The 19296-nt window shown below is 70.3% G+C and carries 11 protein-coding genes; all 11 read right to left on the bottom strand.

Translation table 11 applies throughout. From position 1 onward, the window contains the following. Positions 1-28 precede the first annotated feature (28 nt). The 11 genes from VM221_00550 to VM221_00500 all read right to left on the bottom strand — a co-directional run bounded on the left by VM221_00550 (position 29) and on the right by VM221_00500 (position 19289). Positions 29-940 (bottom strand): LptA/OstA family protein, encoded by a 912-nt coding sequence (locus VM221_00550; protein ID HUT73308.1) that lies wholly within the window; start codon positions 938-940, stop codon positions 29-31. Further along, positions 940-1653, bottom strand: a complete 714-nt coding sequence (gene lptC / locus VM221_00545) for an LPS export ABC transporter periplasmic protein LptC (GenBank protein ID HUT73307.1) — start codon at positions 1651-1653, stop codon at positions 940-942. The genes VM221_00550 and lptC overlap by 1 nt, the downstream gene beginning before the upstream one ends. Positions 1654-1702: 49 nt before the next feature. Next, positions 1703-2761 (bottom strand): UDP-3-O-(3-hydroxymyristoyl)glucosamine N-acyltransferase, encoded by a 1059-nt coding sequence (gene lpxD / locus VM221_00540; GenBank protein ID HUT73306.1) that lies wholly within the window; start codon positions 2759-2761, stop codon positions 1703-1705. A gap of 10 nt (positions 2762-2771) precedes the next feature. Next, positions 2772-3908 carry a hypothetical protein gene (locus VM221_00535; protein HUT73305.1) on the bottom strand — a complete coding sequence of 379 codons (1137 nt, stop codon included), beginning with the start codon at positions 3906-3908 and terminating at the stop codon, positions 2772-2774. 40 nt (positions 3909-3948) lie between these two features. After that, positions 3949-4596, bottom strand: coding sequence for an OmpH family outer membrane protein (locus tag VM221_00530; protein ID HUT73304.1), 648 nt, complete (start codon positions 4594-4596; stop codon positions 3949-3951). Between the two features lie 75 nt (positions 4597-4671). After that, positions 4672-6483, bottom strand: coding sequence for a BamA/TamA family outer membrane protein (locus VM221_00525; protein HUT73303.1), 1812 nt, complete (start codon positions 6481-6483; stop codon positions 4672-4674). 23 nt (positions 6484-6506) lie between these two features. Then, positions 6507-7121 (bottom strand): sigma-70 family RNA polymerase sigma factor, encoded by a 615-nt coding sequence (locus tag VM221_00520; GenBank protein ID HUT73302.1) that lies wholly within the window; start codon positions 7119-7121, stop codon positions 6507-6509. 216 nt (positions 7122-7337) lie between these two features. Continuing rightward, the gene (gene cimA / locus VM221_00515) at positions 7338-8948 is read right to left on the bottom strand and encodes a citramalate synthase (GenBank protein HUT73301.1); all 1611 of its coding nucleotides are present in this window, start codon (positions 8946-8948) and stop codon (positions 7338-7340) included. A 137-nt stretch (positions 8949-9085) separates the two neighbouring features. Further along, the gene (locus VM221_00510; GenBank protein HUT73300.1) at positions 9086-9850 is read right to left on the bottom strand and encodes a M48 family metallopeptidase; all 765 of its coding nucleotides are present in this window, start codon (positions 9848-9850) and stop codon (positions 9086-9088) included. Between the two features lie 171 nt (positions 9851-10021). Beyond that, the gene (locus VM221_00505; protein ID HUT73299.1) at positions 10022-11572 is read right to left on the bottom strand and encodes a hypothetical protein; all 1551 of its coding nucleotides are present in this window, start codon (positions 11570-11572) and stop codon (positions 10022-10024) included. 67 nt (positions 11573-11639) lie between these two features. Then, positions 11640-19289 carry a hypothetical protein gene (locus tag VM221_00500; protein HUT73298.1) on the bottom strand — a complete coding sequence of 2550 codons (7650 nt, stop codon included), beginning with the start codon at positions 19287-19289 and terminating at the stop codon, positions 11640-11642. Positions 19290-19296: the final 7 nt, after the last annotated feature.

The raw sequence follows: 19296 nt of genomic DNA, 5'->3' as shown, positions 1-19296 counted from the left end.
TGGGGAGGTCGGCTGGGGGCGACGGAGGCTACGGACCGTACGTAGTCTCCGCCGGCTGCTCCTGCGTGGGGGGGGCGGGCTCAGCGGCCGGCGGCGGGCTTTTCTCCTGCTCCACCAGCAGGCGGCTGGCCACTCCGCCCTCCGCCTCCAGCCAGTCTTCTTTCACCGACACGGTGATCTTGTCGGCGCGGAAGGTCTGGCCGCGCTCGTCCTTCATTTCGACCTTGCCGGTCAGCACCAGCAGCTCATCCTGGTCGGTGTACACCGCTTCGTCCGCGCGGCCGGTGCGGTCCTTCTGCCGCGCGGCAACCCCTCCGCGCGCCAGCGCCCGGTCGTCGCGGTAATTGTAAACCAGCTCCGGGCACCTGATCTCGGTGTGGTCGCTCCAGTACTCGCGGAAGGGCTGCTCCTGTTCGTCGGGGGCCTTCGCCGCGGGCGCCGCCGCCGGCTTTTCCGCCCCCGACTTAGGCTCGGGCCGCTTCTGCGTCACCAGGCGCACCTCGCCCTTGAACACGACCTCGCGCGCATCGAAGTCTATCTCCAGCCGCTGCGCGGTCACCACGGTCCGGCCATTGGTGAAGGACAGGTCGCCGCTGGCGTCGCCCTTTTTCGTCTCGCGGTTGAGGCGCATGGTCTGCGCCCGCAGCACGCCGTCCTCGTGGCGCACGACCACCGCCCCCGTCAGTTCGTACTGCTTGGTAGGGTGGTCGTAGCGCACGCGGTCGGCATGCTCCAGCACTACCTCGTGGGTGGTGTTGTTCGCGGGCTCCGGCTTGGGCGCAGCCGCGGCCGTCCCGCCCCCGGGGGCAGGCTCGGCGGTGGTCGTGGCGGCCGCCGCCTGCGGTCGAGCATCGGCCCGGTGTGATGGCCCGCGATCGAGGCAACTGGCGGCGATCACCGCCAACAGCACCCCGGCCGCCGCCCATGACCACGCGCGCACTAGCGTCCCTCCCTTGGCGCCTTCTCCAGCAGCTTCGGCATCGCCCCCAGCAGCCCCGCGCCCTCCGCCAGCTCCCGACCCTCTTCAACTCGCGCTCGCATGCGCACCCCGCCCGCGAGCTCCAACGTCTCCGCGACCAGGTCCGCGGTGAGGCGATCTGCGCGCAGGCGGTCGCGACCCTGCGCGATCTGCACGCCGCCGTCGCATACTATCTGCTGGGTGCGCGCCGAGTAGGAGGCCCGCGGCGCCGTGACCGTCGTGTCGCCCATGGTGATCGTTACCGGCCCGGCGGAATCGAGGCGCTCCGGTCGCGCCTGCCAGCGCAGCAGCTCCGCGCGCAGCACCAGCCCGGCGGGCGAGGCCACCTCGACGCCGCCGCCCAACTCGAGGTCACCCGCCGGGGACTGCAGCCGGGCCCACGCCGCGCGCGCCGTGAGCTGCCGCTGCTTCCGGTAGTAGAGGCTCGCGTGGCGCAGACCATCGAGCCGGGTCAGACGCTGGTCTTTGGTGAGCTCCACGCTCTCCGCCTCCAGCTCCCACCAGCGGTCGTCTCCCGCGCGGCCGCGCACGGTGACGTGCTCGAACTTGACCTGGAGGTCGGGGGCGACGAGGGGCGCCAGCTCGCGTGGGGAGATGCGACGCGAGGTCAGCCACATGCCGCCCACCGCGGCCACGGCCAGGGCGGTGACCGCTGCCCAGAATGTAAGGCGCATGGTTGTTCGCCGGGGCCGCTGGCCGCTCGCGCAGGAAGCGGACGGTGGATCAGCCGCTGTCGGGCGCGTCGCCTCGTTGCAGGCGCTCCTCCAGTTCCTGCACCCGTCGGCGCAAAGCGCGCAGCTCCGCCAGCGCGTCGGGCAGCTTGCGCAGGCTCGCCTCGATCTTGAGCCGCTCCTTGTGCGGCCGCGCGGGAAAGCCGGACACCACCGTGTCCGCCGGCACGTCGCCGGTGGCGCCCGTCTGCGCGCACAGCTTCGCGCCGGCGCCGATGGTGACGTGGTCGGCCACGCCAGCCTGGCCCGCGAGCACCGCCCCGTCCCCGACCTGGACGCTGCCGGAGAGGCCGACCTGGGCGACGATGATGCAGTTGCGCCCGATATTGACGTTGTGGCCGATCTGCACCAGGTTGTCTATCTTGGTGCCGCGGCCGATAGTAGTCGCATCGGTGGTGGCCCGGTCAATAGCGCAATTGGCCCCGATCTCGACTTCGTCCTCGATGAGCACCGTTCCCACCTGCGGCATCTTGACGCGCTCCCCGCAGGCGCCCTGCACGAAGCCGAAACCGTCGCCGCCGATGACACAGCCGGAGTGGATGATGCAGCGCGCCCCGATGCGCACGTCGTGATAGACGCTAACCCGGGGGTAGAGCACCGTGTCCGCGCCTACCTCAACGTTGTCGCCGATGAAGGTCAGGGCGTGCAGCTCAACCCCGCGTCCCAGCCGAACGCCGCTGCCAAGCACGACGTAGGGACCGACGTAGACTCCCTCCGCCATCTCAACGTCGGCGCCCATCACCGTCGTCGGGTGCACCCCTGGGAGCGGCCGCCGCCGGGGGGAGAACAGATCCAGCGCCTGGGCGAACGCCAGGCGCGGGTTGTCAGCGCGGATGATGGGCTTGGCGGCGGAGACGATCTCGCGCGGGACGATGAGCGCAGCCGCACGGCTGCGCTCGGCCAGCGGCAGCAGGCGCGGGCTGTCCACGAAGGCCAGGTCGGAACCGCCCGCGCTCTCGTAGCTCGACACGCCCGCTATCACCAGCTCGCCGGGGCCCACCGCCTCGCCCCCCAGCTTCTGCGCCAGCTGCTCCAGAGTCAGTGCGGGCACGGGCATCTCCTCATGCGCCCCAATACGCGCGCAGCCACTCTTCGGCGCGCGCGGTCACATCCCTCGTCGCCCGGCGGCCGGCGCCGGGGGGCGCCCACTCGATGCGCCAGTTGCGGGCGCGTGCCAGCGCCTCGGCCGTCATGCGCGTATCTTGCCTCACGAAGTCCAGCAGTTCCTGCCGGCGTCGAGCGAGTTCCCCGGCATCGCGCATTTCATCCTGCGACCAGCGCCGCGACTCGCTGTGCAGCAAGTCGGCGGCGCGCCCGAGATCATCGCCCAGCGCCCCCGGCGCCACCGCCGCGACCTGCGTACCCGGCAGCGCCGCCTCCACCGTCAACCGGCGCCGGCCGGCCGCGGCCCGAGCGCGCTCGGCGGCCAGCTCCTCCGCGCGCTGCCGCACCAGCGACTGGCGAAGCGTCTCCACCTCCCGCGCCACCTGCGCGTTCGCCGCCTGCCGCAGGGACGCCAGTTGCTCGTCATAGCGCCGCTGCAGCACGGCGATGCGCTCGGCCTGGTTCCGCGATGCCTGGCTCAACTGCGTCTCGGCCGCCTGCAGTTGCTCCTGGGTCGCCGCGCGTACCGTTCCCGGACCGGCCTGCGCCAGCGCGCGCTGCAACTCGGCGACGCGCACGCTCAGGTCGAACCCCTGGGCCCGCGATGCGAGCAGCACCTGTCGGCGTCCATCCTCGAACTCCCGCCGCAGCTCGATGCGCCGCTGCGCATCGAGCGCATCAGCCTCGCGCGCAGCCTCCCGCGCCCGGCGCGCGAGCTGTGCTTGGTCGCGCTGCTCCAGTTGCTGCGCGAGGCGCGCCAGTTCCTGCTCGTGCAGTTGCTCCAGGCGCCCGATCACTGCCTGCGCCTGCGGCCGGTCGAGCTCGCCGCCCCGGGGCGGCGGGAAGCTCAGAGCTGCGGGCGTTGACAGGGCAGGCCCGGCCTCTCGCGCCGCGGTGCGGGCGCTTCGCGCCCATCGCTCCAGCTCCGCGATCGACACGTAACCCGGATGGAGGGGGACCAGGGCCTCCAATCGCGCGTAGCCGACGCGCGGGGGCCGCGCCGGCGGGGATGCGCAGCCGGCACCGGCGGCGACCACGACGCCGACCAGCGCCACTCCCCCCCACCATCTGACGATGCCGCAGGATGACCTCACGCCGCCTACCCGCTGGACGCGCCCGTGGGGCGGTCGCGCTCTACTGGCTCGGAGCCGCCGTCGCGTTGAGCTTGGTCAGCAGGTCCGGAGTCAGGTCGCGACCGCCGTAGAGCACGACCTCCTTGGTCAGCACCACGTCAATCTGCTTGTCCTTCGCCACCGCCGCCAGGGCCGTCTCGATCTGGTGATTGAGGTTGTCTGAGAGCTCCTTGTTGCGCTGGCTGATTTCTTCCTCCATGCGCTTCTGGAGCTGTGAGAGTTCGTCGTCGCTCTTGCGCGCCAGCTCCTGGAGCTCGGTCATGCGCCGCTTGTTCTCCTCGGTCGGGTTGGACACGACCTGCAGGCCCTTGAGCTCCATGTCGCGCGTCCGCGCCGTCTCCTTGAGTTGCTCCATGCGCTGCTTCTGCTCGTCGCTGGGGGCGATCACCGCCTTCAAGTTCTGGTATTCCTTGAGCTCGTCCTCGCCCAGCAGGCGCAGGCTCGCGCGCTCGACGAATTCGGCCTGGCGCGCGCGCATGAACTCCTGGTAGGTCTTCTCCGATTCCTGGAACTGCTTGTACCCGTCAAACACCTTGCTCATGTCAACCACGCCCAGACGGGGCGCGCGTTCCTGCGCCAGCGCCGCCGGGGCGGCCGGCGACGCGACCATAGCGCAGGCGATCAGGACCGCCGCCGCTTGCTTGATCAATTCACGTCTCCTTTCGTAGTCCGAACTCGGCGCTCCGCGGTAAGGGAAGCGCCGATCACGTCCCGCCGGCCCTGACTAGAATGCATGGCCGATGCTGAAATGCGTCTCCTGGCCCTCGGTGCCGATGCCGTAGTCTATGCGGATAGGGCCGATGGGGGTGATCAGGCGCACGCCGACGCCATAGCCGAAGTGCGCCTTGAAGTCGGCGTCGCCGAGGTCGCGGGCGAAGGCGCCGCCCCAGGCGTCGCCGACGTCCGCGAACAGCACGCCGGCGATGCTTTCTTGGATCGGCATGCGCAGCTCGGTGTTGAGCAACGCCATACGCGTGCCGGGGAAGCGGTCATTGCGGTAGCCGCGCAGGGTCTCGCCGCCCCCCAGCAGATACTGCTCCAGGAAGGGCGGGTTGCCCGAGGTCAGGCCGAGCAGCACCCGTGCGGCGAAGATGCGCTTGCCCCCGGCGCGGAAGTAGCGGCGGACGTCGGCCCCGAACTTGTTGAAGCTGGTGCCGCCCAACCATCCCGCGAACTCCGCGGAGAGGCTGTTGAGCCCGCCCCGGGTGGGGTTGGCGACGATGTTGCGCGTGTCGTTGCGCAAGGCCAGCGCCACGCTGCGCACGTCCTCGCCCCGCTGCAGCGCGATGATGTCGGGCAATCCCGCGTCCTGGGCCTGGCGCACCGACACCGAATCGGCGCGCAGAGTCGCGAAGATGCGCGTGGTTTCGCTGTCGCCGAGCGGCCGGCTCCAGGTGACGTTGCCGCCGCTGCGCTTCTCGTCGTAGAGGAAGCTCTGGTTCTCGCTGAATGCCTCGCGCAGGATGATCTTACGGTAGAGCCCTACGCGCAGGCTCGTCGCGGGCGCAGCCGTCCACGGATTGAAATAGCCGAGCTCGTAGCTGTCGCGCCCGCCGAACTCGGTGCGTAGCGTCACCTGCTGCGCGGTGCCGCCGAGGTTGGACTCCGCCAGGTCCACGAACCCGACGAGCTTCTGCACCGAACTGTAGCCCACTCCCGCCGCCGCCAGCCCGGTCTTCTTCTCCACCACGTTGACCGTCGCCACCACCAGCCCCGGCGCGCTGCCGACCGACGGCTGCGCCGAGACGTCCTGGAAGATGTCAAGGTTGATGAGGCGGTCGAGGTCGCGCCGCAGGCGCCCGTTGTTGAGGATGTCGCCAGGTTTGGTGCGCATCTCACGCGTGATGACGTAGGTCTTGGTCTTGTGGTTGCCGGTGACCCGCACCTCCTCGACTTTGCCCTCGACCAGGGTCACCACCAGGTTGCCGGTCGCGGTGTCGGTGGCCACGTCCACGATCTGCGCGAAGATGTAGCCGGCGGCGTGGTACTTGTCGGCGATCACCGCCATGTCACTGATGATCACGCGGTTGTTGCCCACTTCGCCCGGCTTGGTCTGCATCACCGCCAGAAGCTCCTGCTGGCTGAAGACGGTGTTGCCCTCGATGACGATGCCCTGGTAAACCGGGTTCTCGACGACATTCACCACCAGGCGCACGCCTTGCGCGGCTTCTTCGCTGGTGACCGAAACGTCGTAGAACCATCCTAGCTGCCGCACCGCCTTTTCTTGCGCGGCCGCGACCGTGTCGCTGTAGGGATCGCCGATGTGAGCGCTGAGGGCGGCGGTAATGGTGTCGGCCGCGATGTGCTCGGTGCCGCGCACCTCGATGGCGACGATCGGCGGCCCCGGCTCTTCGGCCGCGGGTTCCGCGGCGGCGGGCGTTTCGGCCGCCGCCGGCGGCGCGGCCTCGCCCTCGCTCCCGGGCTGCACGGCGGTCGCCGCCGCGTCCGGGGCGGCGGCAGGCGCAGGAGGCTCCTGCGCCCACGCGGCGACGCACATCACTGTCGCCAGGCAACAGACGGCCAAGGCTTTGCCCATGCTCAAGTCTCCCTCCAATCGGCTCACGATTCCGGCGACAGATAGGGCGCCAGCTGCTTGCGCAGCGCCGCGCGCGCCCGGAACAGGCGTGCTTTCACGACTTCCGCGGAAACCCCCACCACCTCGGCGATCTCCTGATAGCTCAGCCCGCGCAGGTCGCGCAGGATCACCACCACGCGCGCGTCGGGATTGAGCGCGGCGATAGCGCGCTCGACCTCCTGCTGCAACTCACGCTGCTCCACGTGGCGCTGCGGCGCGCGGCTCCAGTCCTCGATCTCGCGCGGAGGCGAAGCCCCTCCCGGCGCGGACTCCGCCTGCTCGTCCAGTGACGGGCCATCCACGCGCCGGCGCACCCCGCGCCGACGGTAGTAGTTCTTGCACCGGTTGACGGCAATGCGGTAGAGCCAGGTGTAGGGCTGGGCCTCCCCCCGAAAGCGATCGAACGATCGCAGCGCCTGCACAAAGGTCTCGGACGTGAGATCGGCCGCGTCCTCATAGTCGCCCACCAGGCGGTAGATGAGGTTGAAGACGTCTCGCTGATGGCGCGCGAACAACTGGTCGAAGCCGTCCATCCCCGGACGCTCAGGCGCATCGCCGCCCGGCGTCCTGGACTTATCTCCAACCACCGCGACTCCCATTGCCGGGTCGCCCGCACATACGACGGCCCATCATCTTAGACAGATGATGGCGCAAAACGTTACGTCCCGATCTCATTTCCACTCTGAGCGCCGCGGGCGCCTAAGTCTAGCACATATCCCCGCCGCGGCACAACCGCGGGGCGCGATGCGCGAAGCTTGGACCCCTCGCGCGCTGCAGGCGCCCACCCGCCGGTCGGGGCCGCACTCGTGGCGCCCCTACTTGTGATTCCCCCTCTCCCCGCCCCGCAGCAGCCCATATTCCAGCGCGTCAACCAGCGCCTGCCAGCTTGCCTCGATGATGTTGGTGTGCACGCCCACCGTGCTCCACGAGTCGGTGCCGTCCGATGACTCCACCAGCACTCGCACCTTGGCCGCGGTGCCCTCCGCCCCCGCGATCACCCGCACCTTGAAGTCGGTGAGCTTGATCTGGCGCAGCTGCGGGTAGAACTTCTCCAGCGCCTTGCGCAGCGCCCCGTCGAGCGCGTGCACCGGCCCATCGCCCTCCGCCGCCGTGTGCTCCTGCACGCCATCCACCGTGACCTTGATCGTCGCCTCCGAGAGGATGTCGCCGGCCGCCCGCTTCTCCACGATGACGCGAAAGCCCCCCAGCTCGAATCGCTGGCGGTACATCCCCATCGTCTTGCGCATCAGCAGGTCGAAGGACGCCTCCGCCCCCTCGAACTGGTAGCCCTCGTGCTCCATCTCCTTGACGCGCCGCAACAGCACCCGCGTCTGCGGCGACTCCTTGTCGAGGTCAACCTCCAGCGCGCGCGCCTTGTGGATGACCGCGCTGGCGCCCGCCTGGTCGCTCACCAGCAGGCGTCGCTGGTTACCCACCAGCTCGGGGGCAATGTGCTCGTAGGCGCCGGGGCGCTTCAGCACCGCGTCCACGTGCACCCCCGCCTTGTGCGCGAAGGCGCTGCGGCCGACATAGGGCTGGCGCTCCGCCGGGGTCTGGTTGGCGATCTCGGCCACGTAGTGCGCGACCTCGTAGAGCCGCGTCAGGTTCTCCGGCGGCAGGCAGCGCCGATCGAGCTTGAGCTGCAGCGCCGGGATCAGCGAGCACAGGTTGGCGTTGCCGCAGCGCTCGCCGTAGCCGTTGATCGTCCCCTGCACGTGCGCGACCCCCAGGCGCACCGCCGCCAGCGTGTTGGCGACCGCGACCTCGCTGTCGTTGTGGGCGTGGATGCCGAGCGGGGTGCTGACCGCGGCCTGCGCCGCGCGCACGCCGGACTCCAGCTCGTGCGGGAGCGTGCCGCCGTTGGTGTCGCACAGCACGATGCAGTCCGCCCCCGCGCCCTGCGCCGCGCGCAGGGTGCTCAGGGCGTAGTCGGGGTTGTGCTGGTAGCCGTCGAAGAAGTGCTCGGCGTCGAAGAAGACCTGCCGCCCGTGCGACTTGAGGCAGGCGACGGTGTCCTCGATCATCTCCAGGTTCTGCTGCAGAGTCGCGCGTAGCGCGCCCTCGACGTGCAGGTCCCAGCTCTTGCCGAAGACGGTGATGGTGGAGGTGCCGGCTTCGAGCAAACCCTGCACCTGGGGATCTTGTTCAACCTTGGCGCGCGGGCGACGGGTGCTGCCGAACGCCACCAGCCGCGCCCGCGTCAACGGTTCCCGGCGCATTTGATCGAAGAAAGCGGTATCGCCCGGCAGCGCTCCCGGCCATCCCCCCTCGATGTAGTCCAGGCCCAGCTCGTCCAGCCGACGTGCGATCTTGACCCGGTCCTCCACCGATAGCGATATGCCTTCCGTCTGCGCCCCGTCGCGCAGGGTCGTGTCGTACAGGAGCACGTCGCGGCCGGTGGGCGTGAGGGCGGCGTCGGTGTGCATAAGGGGACCTCTGTGCCGCGATCGCGTGGGGTGGGCGTGTTCGGCATTCACACCCCCCAGGGCCAGTCCGCCGCCCGAACGGACGGCGGACCCCGCCTCGCGTCTGCGCCGATTCTAGCAGAGCGTTTCCGGGGGTGTCAAGGACGCCCGGCTGGGTTCGTGGTGAGCGTGGGGATGAACTCCTCCAAGCGCGTAATCCGCTTGGAGGTTGGCGGATGAGTGCTGATCCAGGTCTCCAATTGCGACGGGTCCCTGCCCTCCCGGTCCCTGATGTCCTTCAGGAAGTCGAGCAGGCCTCGCGGCGGGTGGTGGCTGGCATAGGCCCACCTGGTCCCCACCCGGTCCGCGTCGTACTCCTCCTCCCGGTACCCCTGGCGGACGATGAGATCGAGCGCGATGTCGGCGGCGAGCTGCGTGTCGGCGCTGCTGTCCTTGGTCACGATGGCCACGATCACCCCGCCGGTCAACGCCTTCTCCATGATCTTGACCGCGTGCCTTTGGGTCACGTGCGCGATCTCGTGGCCCAGCACCCCCGCCAGCTTCGGGTCGTCGGCGCCGGACTCGATCAGCCCCCGCGTCACATAGACGAAGCCTCCGGGCAGGGCCATGGCGTTGATCTGCCGGTCGTTCAGGAGCTTGAAGGACCACGGCAGGCCTGGGCGCGGCGTATTGCGCGCGATGGAGGTCCCGAGCTGCCGCACCCGGGAGGTCTGCGCCGCGTTATCCCACACGCCGTACTGGGCCTCCAGTTTTCGCGCTGCGTCGCGGCCGATCTCAATCTCGTGCGGCTCATCTATCTCCACCAGTTGCTTGCAGCCGCCCACCGGCAGGGCGATCAGCGCCACCAGCATCAACCACCACGCGTACGCGCTCGCCGACCCGCTTCGGATGTCGCTCAACATGTCGCTCAACTCTCCGCGGCGCCGGGCGGCGGTGATGGACGCCCCGGCACCCGCCAGGCCCGGTCCCCCCCCGCTTGCGCCGGCAGCGGGCTTCGCCGAGGCCGATCATCCCCCTTGTGCCACCTGACCGACATCGCCGCGGATCGCGCCTCTGAGCAAGGGATCGGTTGGTCAGGCATGGTGCCAGAGCCCTCGGATGCGGCTCAGGAAACCGAACACGGCGGTGCCGATGGTGAATGTCGCAGGGGTTGCGGGGAGGCTTTCCAGAACCGCGGCGTGGGCCAATCCCGCCGGGCGCGCATTGGCTTCAAGCACCACCGGCGCCAAGCGCCCGCCCCGCGACTCGAGGACGATGTCAATGCCCAGGTGCTTCAGGAATGCGGTCTCGCACAAGTCGGCGTTGAGCGCTTCGGCGGCGGCGACGGCGGCGCATTTCATTGGTTGAAGGGCACTCCCCGCGGGCGCCGCGAGCCTCCAACCCCGCGCGCCGCGCCGCCACAGCGAGGCCATGGCGTCCGCCACCGGGACGATGCTTCCTCCGCGCCCGCGCGAGGCCGCGTCGGCCGTCTCGTCGGCGGCCACCTGGGCGAATCCCGACTCCGCGACGAAGCGCTTCCCGTCCCACCCCACGTTGACCCGAAAGGCGATGCGGCGCAGCCCCCCGTCCCCCGGGTGGCGAAATCGAGTGTCGCCCCGCTCTTCGCGCACGAGCGCATCATCTACCGCGCCCAGGCGACCGATGGCGGCGACCGCGGGATGCGCACTGCCCAGCCGCTCGAGGTCGGGCGCGGCAGCCTCGACGCGGGCGACCCCCTGCCCCTCGGTGCCGCGGTTCGGCTGCAGGTAGAGGGCCTGCCGGCGCCCGCGGGCCCCCATCTGCGCCAGGACGCCCCGCAGCGATGCGGCGACTTCCCCGGGCGATAGTGATCGCGCGAAGAGCCACGACTGCGGCGTGGTTACGCCGCGTTGGCGCCACAGCGTGTGCGCCCGGAACTTGTCGTCCGCGCGCTCGGCCGCGGGGTAGGGGTTGATTTCAAGGATATGGTTCTCGGCGCAATACCGGGAGAGCTCGCGGTGAAGCTCCTGTTCGCCATCGGTGGGCAAGTGCAGGACTTCCGCCGCGTGGATGGGCACCGGCGAATCGAACATGACCTCGTTGGCCATTCCGCCATGGTCCACCACCAGGGCGCGGCGGGTCGCTCCGCCGGGCATGAGCCACTCGGCGTGGACGGCAAGGAGATTGATGCCGGGGGCGCGGCTCTCGGCCGTCATCTCCTCTCGTTCGCGCCAGCGGCGCTCGTCAGCGTGGAGAGTCTCGAGCGTGTCCTGGAGGCAAACCGCCTCGGCGGCGAAGATCAGCGCGAGGTTGGTGCGGCCGGCGAGCAGGGTGGAGACCGCCGAGGCGTCCAGGGGTTGGGGGGCGATGCGCAAGGCCGGGGCATCGGCGCCGGCCCGCAGTCGCTGCCACGCCATCTCGGCGACCCGGGCCAGGTAGCCCGCGTCGGCGAAGAGGAGGCGCAGGCTGGTCCCGCTCGCCGCGGGGATGCGAGCGCTGAGCTCCCCCGAGCGCGAAACCAGGAGCCGGGCGAGCTGCTCGTGGGCGCGCGGGGGGGCTCGCCGCATCAGCTCCCCGATCTCCCGCGGCCGGGCCCGCAGCTCCTGCTCGAGGAAGTGCGCAAGCACCACGCTCATCTCGTCCGCGCCGAAGCCTTTGCCGCTCATAATTCCGGGGACAGTCGACTTAATTACCGCCGCTCAAGCACAACCCGGAGCCCAAGCGCCCGCGCCCTCACTCGCCTGGCGGCGAGGATGGACACCTGCCCGGCCCGCGACGCGCGGGGCCTCGCCCCAGCTCCTCGCTCGCGCGCTTGATCGCCCGCTCCAGGGCATCTCCGCCGGAGGGGCGGCCGCTCAGATAGCGCGGGGCGGGACCGGTTCGCCTGCGCCGCGGCGGCTTCGTTTCCGCGGAGGCGGCCAGCTTGCCCAGCTCCTCCCGGTAGATCGCCGCCCGTTCGCCCAGGCACCTGAAGATGGTATAGACGCCTTCGCCCTTGCGCTCCGCCGGAAGCTGATCATCGTGCGGCCGCCACAGCCCCGCTCCCGGGTTGGATTCGATCTTGAAGACGACCAGGGCGCTGATCGGGCGCCCGCGCTCGTCGCAGCGGGGGATTCTTCGCCCCCGCTCGTCAAACATCGGCAGGGGCAGGGGCTTGCCGCTCGCATCGAGCCGGGGCACGGGCGTTCCCCCCTCGTCGCACACCGGGACGGCGGTGGGCCGCCCCTCGCGGTCGAACAGGGGCAGCAGCACGCCCCGCTCGCGGTCGTAGAGCCGCACCAGGTGGTGGTTGTCATCCACCAGCATTACCGGCATGTAGTCACCCATCTCGTATGCGATGCCGGTGTCCGGGAACCCGGTCAGGTCTTCCCTCGCCTCCAGCTTGACGTCATCGGCGAACTCGGGGTGCACCGCCAGGTACTCCTGCAGAATCTCGCGCCAGTGCTCGCGCAGGTAGGCCTGCTCGGAGGCGACCGAAGCACGGGTGGCCTCGGTCAGCTCGCGGCGCAGGTCCGCGCGGTACTGGGGGTCAATCATTTCGTCGCGGTACTCGTAGAGCAAGCCGCCCTGCCCCACGTTGGCGATCCCCAGCGTGCTCACGACCGTGATATGGTGCGAAGTCTCGAAGCCGTCCTTGCCCAGCACCACGATCTGCCGGAAGTACGAGAACAGCGGGGTCGGCCGTCCGCCCTCCAGCAGCACCGGTACGCCGATGCGGGCGAAGCGCGCGACCATGTCGGTCAGGAAGGACGGCGCGTAGAGCTGGCGGACGTGGGACGGCAGCACCTGCTGGATGACCGCGTTATCGGTCTTGCAGATGTCGTAAACCAGGTCGCGCAGGTCGGCGATGTTCTCCCGGATCGGGCGCCCATCGCGAGCGACCGGCAGGATCTTCGCCTTGCGCCCGCCGGACTCTTTCTCCGGCTTGACGATGAGGGTGGCGTAGCGGGCGGCCATGGCCGCCAGGTCGCGCTCGATGGCGGCCTTCGCGGCCGCCGGCGACTGTCGCGCGCAGGTCGCGCGATACCAGTTCACCTGCCCGGGGGCGCCAACCCCGCTCGCGCGCAGCATCTCCGGCAGGCGGCACTTGAGATGGGTCGCGGCCTCCCACACCAGCGGCTGGATGAGCGGAGCCTGGGCCTCGCCGATGAAGGGGCGCAGCGGATGAGTGAAGTGGAAGAAGATTCCGTGGGCGACCACCGGCTCCCGAAAACCGGCCAGCACCAGGACGCCGTCCTCGCCCACCGACCGGCAGCGCCGCTCCACCTCCTGCGGGGCCACGCCCGACGCCGCCAGGGCCGCGCGGTAGTCGTCCCGGGAGACATACATGAAGCCGTCGTGCAGGTGCAGCACCCGGCGGCGGTAGCGATCATCGTCCACCAGGTCGGGGAAGGCGCACAGGACGAGGTTGATGCCGGCGCGGCGCGACAGCTTGGCGCCCTGCTCCAACGCCACCGGCACCGTCGTATTGCCATGGGGATAGATGATCGCCACGTTGGCCCGTCGCTGGTGCGCGATCGCGGCCGGGTCGAGGTGCTCGAAGATCTCCGGCGGGGGGAACCCTTCATGCCTCAGCACCGCCGCGTCCCGCAGCCGCGCGTAGCCGAACCAGAAGCGTTGGGTCTCATCCTCGCCCCGCACCCCCAGCGGGACGACGCCGCGATCGGCGTCACCGAGCCAGGCGTCGTGGTACGCCGATCCCAGCTCGGCCAGCTCGCTGCGGGTGGCCAGGAGCTGCCGGATGTAGGTGTAGAGCCACCGGTGCCGCCGCGCCGCCAGCTCGAACTTCGCCTGCCGATTCAGCCCCTGGAAACCGGCGCCTCGCTCCGGGTGATAGTGATAGGGCAGGCAATCGAAGACATGGTTGTTGAGCGTGATATCGAAGAACCGCGCCAACTCGATGGTCAGCATCACCGGATCGTCCACCGCCTGCGTGCGCTCGACGACCAGGGCGATGTCGAGCAGCTCCAGCGCCGTGGCGATGCGCTCGAGCTCGTCCGCGTCCCCGGCCGCCAGCTCGGCCGCCGCCGCGATCCGCGCCGCCACGGTGCGGTAGAGGTCGGCGTCCACTTCGCCTCCGTCGAGGAGCGTGCTGACCTGCTCCCCCAGGGACGACCGCAGGTCGCTCTGGTTGCGCAGGAGGCGATCGAGCAGGATGGTCAATGCCCCCCGCGCCCAGGCGATGAACTCGCCCACGGCCTCCTGCGAAAGCGATCCCGCAGGATCGCCGAGGGCGGCCTTGGCCCGTTCGCAGGCGGAGCCGTAGTCGCGTCCGCGAACGACCTCGGCGACCGCTCCCGCGGTCGCCGCATAAGCCTGCCGGCGCGCGCTGAGGGCTCCGGCGCGCAGCGCCTGCCGCCGACGGGCCTCGCGCTTTTCCAGGCGGGCGACCTTGTCCTCCGTCGCCTTGAGCGATCCCGAGATGCCCGTATCCATCTCGCGGTACTCGCTCTCGGGCGCGGGCACGTACGCTGGCCGCAGCAGCAGCGCCACCAGGTCATCCACCTGGGCCCGACCATAGCCGCCCCCGCGGCGGGAGCAGCCGGCGATGCGCTCCATCGCCGCCTCGAACTGAGTCCGGTGCCGCTGGATCTCTTCCGCGCTCATGCGGCCGTTGACCAGGTGCGCTCCGCCGAGGATGAGCCAGGTTCCGTAGTCCAAGCTCTGCAGGGGCAGGCCCTGCGCGATGCGGCCCAGGGCCTCGGAGCGGTAACGATAGAGAGCGGCGGGAACCTTGAACTTGCGGGCGGCGATCTCCTCCTCGGCGGCTTCCTCGGCGCCGCCCTCGCGGATGATCCTGGCGCCGATCCGCGCGTAAACGAAGGCCGCCAGGTCCGCGCGCCCCGCGCTCACGGCGTCCCACAGCTCGCGCGCCTGATCCCGCTCCCGCACCATCTCCTCGCGCCATCCTGCGATCGTCTCGCGCCCGAGGCCAAGCGCCCCATACGTCGCTCCGTCGTCGAGGGCAAAGAGCTCCTTGACCTTGGCCTTGGTGCAGGCGTAGCGGACGGAGAAGCTGCGGCGGCGCGCGCCGGAGGTGCCGTCCGCCAGCGCCAGCGCGCTGTGCGGTCGCCCGCGGCGCATCAGCGCCAGGAGCTTGGGCAGATCGTCCACCAGGTCCAGCAGCTCCGGGTCCGGGATCCCCAGGTCCACAAAGTCAACCCCCTGCACGGCCTCTTCATAGCGGCGGTAGGGGCCGCGCCGATCGAGAACCAGCAGGTGGATTCGCGGACCGATGTCCCCGATCAGCGCGCGGCGTTCGGCCTCCGGCAACTCCGCGATCCCCGCCCACCGCTCGAGGTCGCCCCCGTACACGGCGCAGCAGGCATCAATCACGCCCTGCTCCAGCCCCGCGGCCAGCAGCCGGTCGTTGACCTCATCCTTGATCGCCTCCAGGCCGGACTCGGGCACATGATTCAGGAGGTCGGAGCCGGTGCAGGTGCCCACCATGCGCAGGTCGGCGGGAGCGACCCAATCGGCGAACATCTCGCGCACCAGCTCGCGCCCTTCCGGGTCCAGCGACTTGAGCAGATGGTGCTCGGCGGTGCCCGCGTAGATCTCGAGCTTGCGCGCGCCGGCGCTGAAGCGGACATCGGTGATGGGGATCTCACGCCCGCGCTTGCGCTCGCCCTCCTTATAGGAGGCGCTCATCACCCCGATGATCTGGTCGTCGGGCGCGATGCGGGGATTCTTCTCTCGCGCCTCGTGCAGCAGCCGGTAGATCAGGTGGACCTTGCGGAAGGGGCCGATGCGGTTGATCTCCTCCAGCCCCAGGGCTTTCTTGTTCACCCACTCGGCGAGCTGGAAGGCGAGCTGGCGCTCCCGCTCGCGCTGCGCCGACAGCCCCCCCGCCATCTCCAGCGTCCGCGCGAGCTGAGGCAGCCGGGCGACGTAGCCCGGCCGGCCCAGCAACGCGAAGTACGAGTCATATCTCTCCGCCAGGAATTTCTCCGCCCGCGCCTCCCAGGCGAGTACGTCGCGGCAGTCCACTTGCGCCCGCAGCAGGCGCCGCAGATCCTCGATCACGGGCGCGTGGAGTTCCGCGGGCACCCCGAACTGATCCAGCATCGCTGTCGAGGTGCGCGGGTTGACCGCCGCCAGGATGATCGCGTACAGCAGCGAGAACTCCTTGGGCACACAGAAGCCGCCGTAGGTCTCGCCGGCGGGCAGCACCATGCGGTCGCCGCGCAGGTTCCACTGGTCGCGGAAGAACTCGAAGTCGCCGATGCCCAACGCGTCGAGGTTGGCGCCCGCCGCCAGCGAGAGATAGAAGACGCCGCCGCGAGAGAAGAAGTTTTCCCCGACCTTGAGGAATTCGGCGAGCCGCGGCGATTCCACCGCCGTCGGGCCGGCAACGTTGTAGAGGGCGTAGAGCTCCCTTCCCGCGCGGGCGCCGGCGCGATCCGCGCCCCCCACCCACTTGGGAACATTGCGCACCGAACTGACCTCTTCGGCCCCCAGGTCCACCCGGCTCGGGGTATAGAGCAAATGATAGCGCTTGTAGGGGCCGGTCGCTTCGTAGCGGAAGCGCGGCTGGGTCAGCTCCGCGCTCAGGCCGCGCTCGGCGATGAGCTCCCGGCGGGCCTGAAGGGTGGCCAGCATCCGATCCAGGCGGCTGCGCAGGTAGGGCCGCACGCTTGGCGCCAGCCCCAGCGACTCGATCACGTCGCGCCGCGCCCGTGATCGCCGCCAGCGCTCCTTCTCCGCCACCCAGTCCGCGTTGGCGGCCACTGTCTCCCGCGCCGCTTGCGCCTCGTCCATTCCCTGCTGCTCGACCCGCGCCCGCACCGCCGCCCCCAGGTCGTTGTCCGCGATCACCTGGCGCACCGCTTCCTGCTCCAGCTCCGGATGGGCCGCCAGGTGCTGCAGCACCGCTTGCGGTTCCTGAGCGTCGCGGGGAGCCCGCGGCCGCTGACCGCCCTGCTCCGCGTGCTCGATGAGCAGGGCGAGGGTGGCCACCTCGGTGGCGACCTCGGGATACGAGGCGATGAGCTTGAGGATGCCTTCTTCGTGGTCGGCTTCCTCCTCGGGGCGCAGCCCTTCCTCCAGCATGATGCGGTGCAGTTCGCCTTCGAGCGCCAGCTCGCCGATGATCCTGCGCCCCACCGCCGCCAGCCGGCTCCGGTAGTCGGCGATGCGCTGCTCGACTTCGCCCTCCAGGCGGTGCCCCCGGGACACGTTGAAGAGGGCCATGGACTCCTCGAGCCAGTTGCGCACGTGCAGCTCGGTTTCCCCGGGGCCGAGCGTGGTCAGCACATGAACGCAAGGCAGATGGCGTCGGCGCTGGGCGGCGGCTGGCCGCAGGGCCTCGACGCGCTCGTCCAGCCCGCACTCGCCGACCAAGTGCCGGCCAGCCTCGGCCAAGGCGACTCCGGTCGCGGCCGCCTGCTCCCGGGCGCGGGCGATCAGGTTGCGAGGCGATGGCGCCTCGCTCAGCACGGTCCGCAGGGCCTCCATGCCTCCCGTGCGCTCGCCATGCGCGCGCTGCGCCACCTGCGGGCACAGGTCGAGGTAGGTCGCCTCGATCAGCGCGGCCAGGATCGCCACCTGCGCCATCCATCCCCGGCGCCTGATGATCTGCCGCTCGGCCTCCTCTCGGCTGATGTGGTGGCGGCGGGAGCGCCGGTCGGCCTCCGCGGCGAGGCCCGTCGCCTCGATCAGGATCTCGCGCGCCAGGCAGATGTGCTCGCTGGCCATGACCGCGTCAATGTTGAGCGCCCAATCCTCGCCGTGGCGGCGGTACATGTCCTCCATGATCGAGCGCTGCACGCCGGCGACCACCGCGTACCCGCCGTCGGTGGGGACGATCTCGTAGCTGGCGTAGGCGGGCAGCGCTTCCACCCAATCGTCACATCGGCGTAGCCACGCGCTCAGGTTGGAGGTGACGTACATGTGGGGGCCGGCGGAGCGGATCAGGGCGTGGATCTCCTCGTCCTCGCCGAAGAAGGGATCGAGGAGCTCATTCAGCAGCCCCATGTTGACGGCGTCCAGCGGAAACAGGCGCTGGAAAAAGACCATGAACGCGGGATCGCTCTTGGGGGCCCCGGCCAGCGCCGCCTCCACGATCGCGATCGCGCCGAAGATGGCGTCCACCTGCCGGCGCGCCTCCGCGCGATCGCCGGCCAGCGCGGGCGCGGGGGAGGTTTGCCCGCGGTCGCTCTCCAGGGCGTCCATTTGCGATAGGAGGGAGGTCTCGAACGACCTCAGGGCCTGCTTGAGCTTCCCCACCGCTCCCTGCACTTGCGCGACCGAGACGCGATCGGCGGCCGGCAGGTTGAGGAGGCGCTGCACCTCGCCGCCGATGGACTGGAAATTCAGGCCGCGCTCTCTCAGCTCCGGGTCCGCAAACCGCAGGCGAGATCGCTTCCACGCCTTCGCCAGCTCGTTCAAGCCCGCGCGCAGGTGCCTGGCTGCCAGGGTCTTGGCGCTCGCCATGAGCATGGCGTCAATGTAGAACGCGCGGCTGAACCGCCCCCCGACCAGGCGCACCCCGTCCTCCAGGCACCGATCGGCGACCCGCTGCGCATGGGCGCTATCCAGGGACTCGACGTAGGTGTCATGGATGGCGTTGTAGATGCCTAGGCGGAGATCGGCCAGATCCGCGCTCTGGGCGATCGCCTGCCGCACCGCCTCGCTGCTGTAGGGGAGTTCGATAAACGCCCGCCCGAGCAGCCAGGCGATCCAACGGTCCCGCTCCGTACCCGGCTTGCCGGCGGCCTCGCGCAGGAACCGCAGGAAGATCTTGCCCGCGTCCAGGTGGGGATGCGAGAGCGCCTCCGCCAGCGAGCGGGCCTCCGCCGCCCGCAGCGTCTGGTAGAGATCAAGGCACCGCTGCAGGCATGTACGTCGGTCCCATCCGCACAGGTGGCCGCACTGGTGCAGCAGTCCGAGGGCGTAGAGAATGGGGAGCCCGGCGCGACCGGCGTCCGCGGCCTCCGCCGCCGGCTCGATGCTCAGGCGCAGCGTCGGCCGGCGCCCACCGGCGATCGCATCCGCCACCACATCGTGATCGGCCAGGAACTCCACCTCCACCGCGCCATAGCGCGAACGAACCTGCGCGCCGAGGTCGCCGATCCACCGCGCATTGCGAGCGGCGCAGCGCGCCAGCACCGCCAGCGCCTGTTCCACCGTCTCCGCCGTGCGGCGGGCGGCCTCCACCTGGTTGGCGGATGGTCGCCCGCGAGTCCTCAGGCTCGTCAGCCGCGCCGCCAGCCCGTCCGCGTCGAACTCGATCCGCGCCGAAGCTACAGGCGCGCCCTCGCCGCGCCGGGCGACGGCGACCTCCTTGCCCGGGATGACCCGCGCCACCCGGGACACCGGGAAGGGCAGCGGGCGGTCATCGGCCGGCGTGTGTTGGCGGTTTCTCCTTGCCTTGTCGTTCACTGACTGC

Source organism: Armatimonadota bacterium (genome assembly GCA_035527535.1).
Taxonomy (GTDB): Bacteria; Armatimonadota; Hebobacteria.
Note: the sequence above shows the minus strand (reverse complement) of the source record. Positions and strands in the feature narration are given on the sequence as shown.

Excerpts from the sequence above, each read along its gene's own strand:
- VM221_00510 (HUT73300.1), bottom strand. The coding sequence starts at position 9,850 with ATGTTGAGCGACATCCGAAGCGGGTCGGCGAGCGCGTACGCGTGGTGG.
- VM221_00520 (HUT73302.1), bottom strand. The coding sequence starts at position 7,121 with ATGGGAGTCGCGGTGGTTGGAGATAAGTCCAGGACGCCGGGCGGCGAT.
- lptC (HUT73307.1), bottom strand. The coding sequence starts at position 1,653 with ATGCGCCTTACATTCTGGGCAGCGGTCACCGCCCTGGCCGTGGCCGCG.
- VM221_00505 (HUT73299.1), bottom strand. The coding sequence starts at position 11,572 with ATGAGCGGCAAAGGCTTCGGCGCGGACGAGATGAGCGTGGTGCTTGCG.
- VM221_00525 (HUT73303.1), bottom strand. The coding sequence starts at position 6,483 with ATGGGCAAAGCCTTGGCCGTCTGTTGCCTGGCGACAGTGATGTGCGTC.
- cimA (HUT73301.1), bottom strand. The coding sequence starts at position 8,948 with ATGCACACCGACGCCGCCCTCACGCCCACCGGCCGCGACGTGCTCCTG.